The 11,750-nt window shown below is 71.5% G+C and carries 9 protein-coding genes and 1 pseudogene; 2 read left to right on the top strand and 8 right to left on the bottom strand.

The window, feature by feature from the left end:
* The first annotated feature begins 2 nt into the window (after window positions 1–2).
* Window positions 3–1,085, top strand: a complete 1,083-nt coding sequence (locus AC3DE3_RS12080; protein ID WP_260486671.1) for an alpha/beta hydrolase — start codon at window positions 3–5, stop codon at window positions 1,083–1,085.
* A gap of 43 nt (window positions 1,086–1,128) precedes the next feature.
* Here the strand turns inward: AC3DE3_RS12080 and AC3DE3_RS12075 are convergent, their stop codons facing one another.
* From AC3DE3_RS12075 to AC3DE3_RS12045, 7 genes and pseudogenes are all read right to left on the bottom strand, one after another.
* Window positions 1,129–1,944 carry an oxygenase MpaB family protein gene (locus AC3DE3_RS12075; RefSeq protein WP_488370136.1) on the bottom strand — a complete coding sequence of 272 codons (816 nt, stop codon included), beginning with the start codon at window positions 1,942–1,944 and terminating at the stop codon, window positions 1,129–1,131.
* A gap of 57 nt (window positions 1,945–2,001) precedes the next feature.
* Window positions 2,002–3,174, bottom strand: coding sequence for a lipid-transfer protein (locus AC3DE3_RS12070; protein WP_488370135.1), 1,173 nt, complete (start codon window positions 3,172–3,174; stop codon window positions 2,002–2,004).
* The gene (locus tag AC3DE3_RS12065; protein WP_488370134.1) at window positions 3,171–3,617 is read right to left on the bottom strand and encodes a MaoC family dehydratase; all 447 of its coding nucleotides are present in this window, start codon (window positions 3,615–3,617) and stop codon (window positions 3,171–3,173) included. The genes AC3DE3_RS12070 and AC3DE3_RS12065 overlap by 4 nt, the downstream gene beginning before the upstream one ends.
* Window positions 3,614–4,690 carry a bifunctional MaoC family dehydratase N-terminal/OB-fold nucleic acid binding domain-containing protein gene (locus AC3DE3_RS12060; protein ID WP_488370133.1) on the bottom strand — a complete coding sequence of 359 codons (1,077 nt, stop codon included), beginning with the start codon at window positions 4,688–4,690 and terminating at the stop codon, window positions 3,614–3,616. The genes AC3DE3_RS12065 and AC3DE3_RS12060 overlap by 4 nt, the downstream gene beginning before the upstream one ends.
* Window positions 4,691–4,734: 44 nt before the next feature.
* Window positions 4,735–5,898 carry an acyl-CoA dehydrogenase family protein gene (locus AC3DE3_RS12055; protein WP_488370241.1) on the bottom strand — a complete coding sequence of 388 codons (1,164 nt, stop codon included), beginning with the start codon at window positions 5,896–5,898 and terminating at the stop codon, window positions 4,735–4,737.
* A 105-nt stretch (window positions 5,899–6,003) separates the two neighbouring features.
* Window positions 6,004–7,095 (bottom strand): annotated as a pseudogene (locus tag AC3DE3_RS12050) (acyl-CoA dehydrogenase family protein); the annotation flags it as partial.
* Window positions 7,096–7,145: 50 nt separating this feature from the next.
* The gene (locus tag AC3DE3_RS12045) at window positions 7,146–9,317 is read right to left on the bottom strand and encodes an acyl-CoA dehydrogenase family protein (protein WP_488370132.1); all 2,172 of its coding nucleotides are present in this window, start codon (window positions 9,315–9,317) and stop codon (window positions 7,146–7,148) included.
* Between the two features lie 199 nt (window positions 9,318–9,516).
* Here AC3DE3_RS12045 and kstR point away from each other — a divergent pair, with 199 nt between their 5' ends.
* The gene (gene kstR / locus AC3DE3_RS12040) at window positions 9,517–10,239 is read left to right on the top strand and encodes a cholesterol catabolism transcriptional regulator KstR (protein ID WP_260486665.1); all 723 of its coding nucleotides are present in this window, start codon (window positions 9,517–9,519) and stop codon (window positions 10,237–10,239) included.
* A gap of 167 nt (window positions 10,240–10,406) precedes the next feature.
* Here kstR and AC3DE3_RS12035 read toward each other — a convergent pair whose 3' ends face one another.
* Window positions 10,407–11,732 (bottom strand): Glu/Leu/Phe/Val dehydrogenase dimerization domain-containing protein, encoded by a 1,326-nt coding sequence (locus AC3DE3_RS12035; RefSeq protein ID WP_488370131.1) that lies wholly within the window; start codon window positions 11,730–11,732, stop codon window positions 10,407–10,409.
* Between the last annotated feature and the right edge of the window lie 18 nt (window positions 11,733–11,750).

Here is an 11,750-nt window from a genome sequence, read left to right as displayed (position 1 = left end):
ACATGAACGGATCACGGTCCAGAAATCCCGGCCCGCCGTACGACGGCGGTCTCCGGCTGCCGCGATCGACGGGATCGGGTGAGGTGCCGCAGGACGGGCGTCGTTCCTCGGAGCGCGAGGCCGACCGCCCCTCACGGCGCCGCGGACCGGCCCTGCACGGCCCGTCCGAGCAGGGCACCCTGCGGTCCCGCGGGCTCGCCGGGGGGCTGCGGCTGTTCGTCCGACCGGCCCTGGACCGGATGCCCGCGACGGACGCCTCCCTCGGTCGCCTCCGGGCACTGACGTCGGGGGCCGGGCGCGCGGCCGCCCTGGAGAGCACCAACGACTGGTCCTCGGACGGGCCCGTCCCCGGACTGTGGGTGGGGCGCAAGCGCTTCTTCGACTCGGACAAGGTCATCTACCACGTCCACGGCGGCGGGTTCACCTTCGGATCGCCGTGGTCCCACAAGGCGCTGGCGTCGCGGATCGCCAGCGAGACCGGTGTCCCCGTGTTCCTCCCGGACTACCGGCTCGCCCCGGAGCACCCGCATCCCGCGGCCACCGAGGACACCATCGCCGGGTGGGAGTGGTTGCTGGAGATGGGCTTCCCGGCCGAGAACATCGTCGTCGCGGGAGATTCCGCGGGGGGAAATCTGGCGATGCAGTTGGTCGCCCATCTCGAGCGGACCGGAGCGCCGATGCCCGCCGGCGTGGTCCTGCTCTCACCGTGGGTCGACCTCGACTTCACCGACATGACCGCGCGGGACCGGGCGCGCAAGGACCCGTTCCTCGCACTGGGGTTGGCCGAGCTGTGTCGTCGCCAGTACGCGCCGGGCGTGGACACGGACGACCCGGCGATCTCGCCGATCAACTACGAACCCTCTCCCGACTGGCCGCCGTTCCTCATCCAGTGTGGTGGTGAGGAGATCTTCCGCGGCGGGATCGAGAAGATGGCCGAGAACTTCGCCGAACACGGGGTGCGGCACGAGTTCCAGCTGTGGCCCCACCAGTTCCACGTCTTCCAGGTCTTCCACCCGCTCGTCCCGGAGGCGAAGGTCGCGGTTCGGGACATCGGGTCGTTCGTCCGCGGTTGCCTCCGGGGCTGAGCCGGGCGGGCGCGGACGGGAAGGCCCCTGCCACGGGTCGCGTTCAGGCGTGGGCGGCCACCGCTCGCCGGGAGGCCCGCAGCAGCAGATCCTTGGGTAACTCGCGCACACGGCGGGGCGTCGCACGGTGCACGCGCGCACCCACCCACATCAGCAGGTCGAATCGGCGCTGATCGGCCGGGTTCCACGGGAAATCGTAGGCGGCCCTCAGCTGATCGGGCAGGAGCCCGACGGTGACGAAGCGCATGAGGCGGATCACCGGCCGGGCCGGAAACGGGTGCCCGGCGGGATCGAGCAGCGCGGCCCCGTAGTCACGCACTCGCTCGTCGATGACGATCCCGTCCAGGATCCGCTCGACATAGGCGTCGTAGGCCCTGCTGTCGGTCGGCCACAGCTCCGCCGGTACCTGCAACGATGTCCCGTAGGCCTGGAACCGACGGTAGAGCCGATCGGCGGAACCGGCGTCGAGTGGCCCGACCATGCGCTGCCACATGTCACGACCGCCGTAGTACATGCACCCGGCCACCCAGAGTTGCAGGTCGGGGTCGAACGCCGTGTACCCCACCTCCGCGCCGGGCGCCGACCTCACCGGGCGATGTGCGCGATTGACCATGCGGACCACCGCGTCCCGCTCGTCCGCGCTGCCGAACGCCACGAGATAGATGTAGGCGGTGGTGTTGCGGAACCGCCCCACCGGGTCCCGCAGCGCCCGACTGTGGTCGGCCACCCCGTGACCCACCGGTCGCAATGCGATCTCCATGAGGAAGCGCCGAGGCGCCCCCACGAGGAACCCGACGTCGCCCACGACATCGTGGAGTGTGGGCCCGTCGGTGGCGCGGGTGGCGGCGGTCGCGGTCATGCCACCACCCTATCGCCGATCACATATATGTGATGCGCTTTCCTCCGGAGGCGGCGGTCAGACGGTGAGCACCAGACCCGAGGTGGGCACGCCGGTCCCGGCGGTCACGACGAGCTTCTCGGCGCCGGGGACCTGGTTGACCGAGTCACCGCGGAGCTGACGCACGCCCTCGGCGATGCCGTTCATGCCGTGGATGTACGCCTCGCCGAGCTGGCCGCCGTGCGTGTTGAGCGGCAGCCTGCCGCCCACCTCGAGAGCGCCCGGCTCACGGACGAAGTCCTTGGCCTCGCCGCGGCCGCAGAATCCGAGCTCCTCGAGCTGCATGAGGACGTACGGCGTGAAGTGGTCGTAGAGGACGGCCATGTCCATGTCCTCGGGGCGCAGGCCCGATTGGGCCCACAGCTGGTCGCCGACGATGCCCATCTCCGGGAGTCCGGCGAGCTCCGGCCGGTAGTACGAGGTCATGATGTACTGATCCGGCCCCGATCCCGAGGCCGCCGCCGCGATCGACACCGGCCGGTGCGGCAGATCCCGCGCCCGCTCGGGGGTCGTCACGACGATCGCCTGGCCCCCGTCGGACTCCTGACAGCAGTCCAGCAGGTGCAGTGGTTCGGCGATGTAGCGCGAGTTCTGGTGGTCGGCCAGCGTGATCGGCTTGCCGTGGAAGAACGCGGCCGGGTTGACCGCGGCGTGCTTGCGATCCACCACCGCGACCCGGCCGAAGTCCTCGCTGGTGGCGCCGTACTCGTGCATGTAGCGCTGCGCGACCATCGCCACGAATCCCGCCGGGGTGGACAGCCCGTGCGGGTAGGAGAAGGCGTTGTCCGTGCCGGAGGAGTTGACCTGCTGCACCAGCGCCGAGTTGACCTGGCCGAAGCGCATCCCGGAGCGTTCGTTGAACGCGCGGTAGCAGACCACGACCTCGGCCACGCCCGTCGCCACGGCCATCGCGGCCTGCTGCACGGTCGCACACGCGGCACCGCCGCCGTAGTGGATGCGGGAGAAGAAGTTCAGGTGGCCGATACCGGCGGCGCGGGCCACCGCGATCTCGGTGTTGGTGTCCATGGTGAACGACACCAGGCCGTCGACGTCCGAGGGCTGAAGACCCGCGTCGGCGACAGCGGCGCGGACGGCCTCGGCCGCCAGGCGGAGCTCGGAGCGGCCGGAGTCCTTGGAGAAGTCGGTGGCGCCGATCCCGACGATCGCAGCCTTGTCTGCCAGGGTGCTCACTGCGGGTCTCCGTTCATGTAGAGGGTCGCCGTCGAGGTGACGTGCGCGCCCAGTGAGTCCGTGCCGACGATCTTCAGCGTGACCAGCCCGTCGTCGTCGACCCCCGTGACCTCACCGGTCAGGGTGAGGGAGTCGTAGGCGTACCAGGGCACCCCGAGACGCAGTTTGATCGAGGTGATGCGGGCGCGCTGGCCCGCCCAGTCGGTGACGAACCTCTGCACCAGCCCGGTGTCGGTGAGGATGTTGACGAAGATGTCCTTCGAGCCCTTCTGATGGGCCAGGTCGCGGTCGTGGTGGACGTCCTGGAAATCCCGGGTCGCCAGCGCCGAGGCCACGATGAAGGTCGGGGTCCCCTCGATGGTCAGCTCGGGGAGCCGGTCCCCCACCCGGGCGGCGGGCGGCTCGGCGGGGCAGATCACGTTCACGGCACTGTTCTCGCTCACTTCGCGCCACCTTCCGTGACTTCGGCCATCTGGCGGTCGACCGGCGGCGCGCCGGCGGGGCGCCACGCGTACAGGGTCCACGGCTCGGTGCCGAACGCGGCGTCCTCGGCCGGGTCGCCGGGCATGTCCAGGTACTCGACCTCGACCTCCATACCGATCCGCACCTCGGCCGGATCGACGTCGCGCAGCTCGCCGAGCATGCGCACGCCCTCCTCCAGTTCGACGAGCGCGATGACGAACGGGAACCTGGTGCGGCCAGGCACGCGCGGGGCGTGGTGGGTGACGAAGCTGAAGACGGTGCCGCGGCCGGAGGAGACCACGTAATCGGTCTGCTCGGTCTTGTCCTTCCACAGCGCCGGCACGGGCGGGTGCTGCAGCGACCCGTCCTCGCGGGTCTGGATGCGCAGCTCGTGGGCGCGGACACCCTCCCAGAAGAAGCGGGTGTCGTGCGAGACCGACGGGCGCAGGACCTTGCCCACCACCAGGTCGTCGGTGGCCGATCCGGAACTGGCCACGATCTGGTCCGCGGGCGCCGGCGCGGGGTCGGCGGCCTTCGCGGCCGGGCGGAACTTGAGGATGCGGAAGTCCATCTCCGCCACCACTTCGTCGCCGACCCTCCAGAAGTTGCGGGTGGTGAAGAACCAGCCCTCCCCCAGGCCCGTGGTCTTGGGGCCGACCACGTCGACCAGGACGGACTCGATCGTCACCTCCTCGCCCGGGCGCGTGTACCGGTGGTAGGTGGAGTCGCAGTTGGTCGCGACGACCGAGGTGAAGCCCTCGGCGTCGAGGAGGTCGGTCATGCGGCCGAGCGGGTCGTCGGCCTCGCGGGTCTTCCCGAGCCCCCGCATGGTCCAGACCTGGGCCATGGCCGGCGGCGCCACCGGACCTCCGTGGCCGGCGGCGTGGGCCGCGTCCTCGCTGGAGTAGATCGGGTTGGAGTCCCCGATCGCCTCGGTCCAGTTGCGGATCATCGGCGTGTTGATGGGGTCGCGGCCCGCGCGGCGCGCGCTGCCGCCGGAGGCGCGGACCTCCTCGGCGGCGGCGAGGATACGGGCGGCCTGCTCGTCACTCATGGGTGCCTTCTCGTTCTTTCGTGGGCGTGTGGGCAGGGGTCGGGTCAGCGGGAGGTGCGGGGCATGCCGAGGCCGCCCATGCAGGTCAGCTCGCGCATGACCTCGTTGACACCGCCGCCGAAGGTGATCACCACGTTGCGCTTGTTCATCATGTCGAACCAGCGCTGCAGCGCCGCGGTGTCGGGATCGGTGGGGTCGCCGAAGCGGCCGAGCAGCTCCTCGACGATCCTGCCGACGTGCTGGATCTTCTCCGTGGAGAACACCTTGGACGCCGCCGAGTCGCCCATCGACGGGTTGTCGCCCGTCGAGGAGACCTGCCAGTTGAGGAGCTCGTTGAGCCGGACGATCGCGAAGATCTCCGCCAGTCCGCGCCGCACCTCGGGACGGTCCAGGTGCCGCACCCCGTCCGGGCCGGTGCCGCGGGCCCAGGCGGCCAGCTCGTCGTAGTACCCGCCCGGGCGACCGGACGGCGCGAGCATGACGCGCTCGTGGTTGAGCTGCGTGGTGAGCATCTTCCAGCCGCCGTCGACCTCGCCGACCACCATGTCGGCCGGCACGCGCACGTCCGAGTAGTAGGTGGCGTTGACGTGGTGGGCACCGTCGCAGGTGATGATCGGCGTGAAGGAGAAACCGGGGTCAGTGGTGTCGACGATGAAGATGGTCAGCCCGCGGTGCCGCGAGTCCGGGGTGCCGGTGCGGGCGGCCAGCCAGATGTAGTCGGCGTGGTGGCCGCCGGTGGTCCACATCTTCTGACCGTTGATGATCCAGTCGCCCGTGGCCTCGTCGCGCTTGGCGGTGGTGCGCAGGGCGGCCAGGTCGGTGCCGGCGTCGGGCTCGGAGTAGCCGATCGCGAAGTGGATCGACCCGTCGAGGATGCCGGGCAGGAACTTCGCCTTCTGCGCCTCGCTGCCGTACTTCTGCAGGGTCGGGCCCACGGTCTGCAGCGTCACCGACGGCAGCGGCACGTCCGCGCGCGTGGCCTCGTTGGTGAAGATCGCCTGCTCGATGTGGCCGAAGCCCTTGCCGCCGAACTCGGTCGGCCAGCCCACGCCCAGCCAGCCGTCCCGGCCCATGCGCTTGATGATCTCCGCGTAGGTGTCGCCGTGGCGGGTCGTGGCGATGTCCGCCGCCTCCTCGGGCGAGATGAGCGTCGAGAAGTACTCGCGCAGCTCGGCCTGCAGCGCGCGCTGCTCCGGGGTGAGGTCGATGAACGCCCCGTCCCCCGAGGCGGCGGCGTCGGCGTCGGTGGCGGCCGCACCGCCTGTATCGATGCCGTCGACCGGGTCCGCGGCGACCGCGGCACCGAGGACGTCCAGGTGCAGCTGCGCGCCGCCGACGAACCGCGCCAGGTCCTTGACGGCCGAGGAGTACCGGAACATCGGGTAGGTGACGTCCACGCCCACCCCGCCGTGCAGGTGGTGCAGGATCTGGACCGCGCGGGGGCCCTCGGCCGCCAGCCAGTAGGCACCGATCATCGGGTCGGTCTCGTAGCGGTCGCCGGAGCCGGCGAGCCCCTCCGAGATCCGCCAGGACACGGACTGCGCGATCACGTGCAGCGTCTTCGAGACGATGTACACGTCCGCGAGCTCCTGCTGGACCGCCTGGAACGACCCCAACGGCTTGCCGAACTGGTGGCGGTCCTTGAGGTAGCCGGCCGTCATGTCCAGCGCGCCGGCGACGAGACCGTCACCGTGCGCGATACAGGCGGACAGGACGAGACGTCGGAACACCTCGAGAACGGGCTCCGCTCCCGAGCCGCGCAGCACGTCGTCGTCGTCGACCGGGGTGGCCTCGAACCGCATCGCGTACTCGGGCACCCCCAGGGAGCCGAGGGTGGGCGTCAGGGTGACGCCCGGGGCGTCGGGGGCGACGACGACGAGTGCGGCGCCCTCGGACGTGGACACCGGCACGAGGACCGAACGGGCCTGGGCCGCGTACCGCACCGACGTGGCGGTCCCGGTGAGCTTCCCACCGTCGAGCCGCACGGTGGGCTCGAGCGGCAGTGGGCGTCCGGGCTCGGCGACGGCGGCGGTGAGGATGCGGCCGTCCTCGATGCCCTCGAGAAGCCGGGCCTGCTGGTCGGGGGTGCCCAGCGCGACGATCGGCGCCACGCCGAAGCCCAGGGTCTCCAGGACAGGGATCACCACTCCGGCGCGGCCGACCTCCTCGAGCACCACCGCGATGTCGGCGGGCGTGAGGTCGTCGCCCCCCACCGCGGCGGGCAGGCCCAGGGAGAGCAGACCCGACTCGGCGAACGTCGCCCACAGCCGCTCGTCGTATCCGGCGTCGTCGACGCTCCTGCTGGGCAGCGCGGTGAGCAGTTCCTCGGCGGGGGCGGCCGTCGAGAGTGCGCCGGCGACCGCCTCGGCGACGGCGGCCTGGGTCTCGGTACGGGTGAAGTCCACGGGGGATCAGTCCTGTTCGGTCGGTAGGGGGCGGGCCGGGTCGTGCGGGGTCAGTCGCGGGGCAGGCCGAGGATGCGCTCGCCCACCACGTTGAGCAGGACCTGCTCGGTGCCGCCGGCGATCGACAGGCAACGCACCATGAGGAACTTGCGGCCCTGCTCGGTGAACTCGACGCCGCCGGTGCCGGTGAGCTGCAGGCCGAATTCGGCGATGTCCTGGCGGTGGCGCACGCCCACGATCTTGCGGACCGAGGACTCGGCGCCCGGGCCCGAGCCGGCGAGGCTGCGCAGTGCGGTGCGCAGGTCGAGCAGGTTGCCGACGACGCCGTCGGCGACGTGCTTGCCGAACTCGTCCAGCACGAGGGCGTCGTCGGCCACACCTGCGGCGTTGATCAGCCCGATGATCTCCTCCGCCGCGTCGCCGAGCGACGAGCCTCCGCCCATGGCCACGCGCTCGTTGGCCAGGGTGGTGCGGGCGATCTTCCACCCGTCGTTGACGGTGCCCACCTGGAACTCGTCGGGGACGAAGAGATCCTCGAGGTACACCTCGTTGAACAGCGCCTCGCCGGTGATCTCGCGCAGGGGCCGGGTGCGGATGCCCTCGGAGCGCATGTCCACGAGGAAGTACGTGATGCCCTTGTGCTTGGGGGCGTCCTTGTCCGTCCGGGCCAGGCACATCGCCCAGTCGGCCTCGCGGGCCAGGGAGGTCCACACCTTCTGTCCGTTGAGCTTCCAGCCGCCGTCGACCTTCTCGGCGGTGGTGCGCAGGGCGGCCAGGTCGGAGCCGGCGCCGGGCTCGGAGAACAGCTGGCACCACCTGATCTTTCCGGCCATGGTGTCGCGCACGAGCAGGTCGGCGTGCTCGGGGGCCGCCTGGAGGATGGTCGGCACCGCCCAGCCACCGATGGTGATGTCGTGGCGGGACACGCCGGCTGCCTCGAGCTCCTCGTCGATGAGGAGCTGCACGGCCGGGCTCGCGCCGAGGCCCCACGGCTCCGGCAGGTGGGGCATGAACAGGCCCGTGTCGGCGAGGGCCCGCTTGCGCTCATCGCCCTCGACCGCCGCGACCTTCGCCACCAACGCGCGGATGTCCTCCCGCTTGGCGTCGAGGCCCTCGATCTCCGACAGGTCGATGTCGAGGTGGCGACGCTTGCCGGCCAGGGTGAGCTCGGCCAGCGAGCGCCGCCACCGGGCCGATCCGCCGATCGCCTGGCGGAGCGCGCCCGCCCTCCGCATGTAGAAGTGGGCGTCGTGCTCGAAGGTGAAGCCGATCCCGCCGAGGATCTGGATGCAGTCCTGGGAGTTGCGCACGGCGTTGTCGAAGGCCAGGGCTCCGGCCACCGACGCGGCAACGGGCAGCTCCGAGTCCGCGGCGAGCAGGTCCTCGGCGGCCGCGGCGGCGTCCCACGCCAGGGCGCGGACCTGCTCGGTGCGGCAGAGCATGTCGGCGGCGAGGTGCTTGATGGACTGGAACGAGCCGATGGTCCGGCCGAACTGCTCGCGGATCTTGGCGTAGTCGACCGCGGTGGCGAGCGTGTAGTCGGCGACGCCCGCGGCCTCGGCGGCGGCCAGGGTGACGAACAACTGGTGGACGTGCTCGGTGGTGACGCCCTCGAGGACGCGGTCGGCGGGGATCGTCACGTCCTGCAGGCTGACGTGGCCGATCGACGCCGAGATGTCGTACGGGGTCGCCGGGGTGACGTTGAGCCCTGGCGTGTCCGCGTCGAGCAGCGCCCATCGGGTGACGCCGTCGATCTCGACGGGCAGCAGCAACCCACCACCGGGGGTGCCGCCGTAGGCGACCCCGGGGTCGCCCGTGACCGCACCCGACCCGTCCAGGGTCGCGGTGCCGATGCCCAGGCACACGCCCACCGGCAGCCCGCCCTCCGCGAGGGTCTCCCCCAGCGACCGGGCGAGGGCACCGCCCGCGCGGGAGACCAACACGCCGGTCAGCGCGGTGGACAGCACCGGGCCGGGCACCATCTTCGCCGCGGCCTCCTCGAGCATGCAGGCGAGGTCCACGATCTCGGCTCCGGCCCCGCCGTGCTCCTCGGCGATCGCGACGCCGAACAACCCGAGCTCGGCGAGCTGTGGCCACAACGCCTTCCAGGCTTCCGGATCATCTTCCTGAGCGCGTACGGTGGCCACGGGATCGGCGGATTTGGCCCAGGCCTTGATCGAGTTCTGGATCTCGGTCTGGTCCGGGGTGGTGGCGATACTCACTGCTGGGCTCCTCGACTCGGGCGGGGTGCATACCCGGCGCGGACCCGCTGACCCGCGCACTCCACGCCATAGTAGAACGTGTTCTAAGTAACGTGTTCTAGAATGCACCAGCAGGGACCTCCACGCACACCCGGGTCCCGCACCAGACCGCCGGAGAGTCCCGCGGTTCCGCTCCGACCAGCGCAGAAGGTTCGCTTCCATGACCAAGAGCTCAGCCGAGTCCGGTTCCGCCGCCGCCTCGGATCCCGTCCCCCGGAGCGACGAACCCACCACGTCGTCGCAACGGGAGCGCCGGCGGCGGATCCTGGACGCCACGCTGGCCCTGGCCGCCAAGGGCGGGTACGAGGCGGTGCAGATGCGCGCCGTCGCCGAGAAGGCGGAGGTCGCGGTGGGAACCCTCTACCGGTACTTCCCGTCGAAGGTCCACCTGCTGGTGTCCGCGCTGGCCCGCGAGTTCCGCCGACTCGACCAGCGCACCGAGCGGTCGGCCCCGCCCGGCGACACCGCGCAGGAGCGGATGAAGGTCGTGGTGGAGATGATCACCAAGTCCATGCAACGCGACCCCAACCTCACCGAGGCGATGACGCGGGCGTTCATGTTCGCCGACGCGTCCGTGGCCACCGAGGTCGAGGAGGTCGGCTTCTACATGGACCGGATCCTCGCGCGGGCCATGGCCCAGGGCACGCCGGACGAGGTACAGCTCTCCATCGCCCGGGTCGTCTCCGACGTGTGGATGTCGAACCTCGTGTCGTGGCTGACCCGCAGGTCGTCGGCCGCCGAGGTCGCCACCCGGCTCGGCCTGACCATCGATCTGCTGCTCGGCAGCGACGACTCCCCCCGCCGGGCGCGGATGCACTCCGCGATCGGCAACGGCCACGGCTCCGACCCCGGCGCACCGGCCGGGGAGCCCGACACCGACTGACCGCCCGCCCAGATCGGCACCGCAACCGCTCCCGCGGCTGGCGTCCCGCTCCCGCGCCTGACCGCCAAGACGGCCGCCGCTCCCGTAGATGGCGTCTCGCCTGCCCATCGGGGCACGCGAGACGCCATGTCGAGGGGCGACGGGCCCGGGCGGTTGCGTAGGGGCGGTCAGGGCACGACGACCGGCGGCACCGTGCGGACCGTGCCGGAGACGTCGGCCGACCACCGCAGTGGCCCGTCGGACGGGGTCCAGTCGGTGAGCAGGTCCGCGACCTTGGCGGTCATCTCCCGGCCCAGACGCAGGAACGAACTCTCGGGCTGCTCGTCGACCTCTCCGAGGATCAGCCACCACGCCCAGGCGACCGCCCCGGCGTTGGCGATGAAGTCCGGCAGCACCGCGATCCCACGGGCCGTGAGGTCGAGTTCCGCGTCGGCCGTGGTGGCGGCGTTGGCGGCCTCGACCACGATCGGTGCCGTGACCTCGCCGCAGTTGTCGGCGGTGATCGCGTACGAGACCGCGGCCGGCACGAGGACGTCGACGTCCATGCCGAGGATCCGGTCCCGGTCGAGCAGTTGCACGCGGGCGGGGACGGCCGAGCGGTCGATCTCCCCGAACCGGTCGCGGGTCGCCAACAGCGCCGGGACGTCGAGCCCCGCCGGGTCGTAGAGGGCGCCGGCGGCGTCGGCCAGCGCGACCACGCGCATCCCCGCCTCGTGCAGGTACCACGCGGCGCCGCCGCCCATCGTGCCCACGCCCTGGACGGCCACCGAGGTGCGTTCCGTGTCCCACCCGCGGACGTACGCCGCCGCCAGGCAGGCCTGCGCGACCCCGTATCCACCGATCACATCTCCCAGCAACCCGCCCGGGACCTCGGCGTTCAACCCACGAAGGATCCTGTCGGCGGTGGCGGCGGGGTCGACCGACCGTTCGATCGCCGCATGGTAGGACTGCCGCATCCCCAGTCGCGAGAACACCTCGTCGATCAGGTGCTGCGGTACGCCCAGGTCCTCCGCGGTGACCCAGTGCCGGTCGAGGAACGGCCGCATGGCCTCGCAGAACCGGCCCAGTACGTCCACCGCCCGGGGGTCCTTGGGATCGAAGTCGATGCCGCCCTTGGCCCCGCCGACGGGCAGGTCGAACGCCGCCGTCTTCCTGGTCATGCCACGGGCGAGGTCCTCGACCTCGCGGAGGGTGCACCCGGCGCGCATGCGGGTGCCTCCGGTGGCCAGGCCACCGACGAGGGTGTCGACCACGAGGTATCCGCGTGCCGCGGTCTCGTCGTCCTCCCAGTGGAGCCGCAGATAGGGCTCGCGGTTCGATCGGGTACCCGCCCCCGGCGCCGCGGGGGCGGGGGGTGCGGTGTGTGCGGCGGGCACGGCCTGGGGGACCGTTCCGGTGTGGCCGGCGGTGCCCGGGATCTCGATGGACGTCATGGTGCTCGCCTCCTCGGCGACCTCGTCCGCCGGCTGGTCCGGCGGGGGTGTCTCCAGCATGGGAGCCGTCCCCCCCGG

It is taken from the genome of Dietzia sp. IBK-p2-16D (genome assembly GCF_057773085.1).
This window is presented reverse-complemented; position numbering and strand designations above follow the sequence as displayed.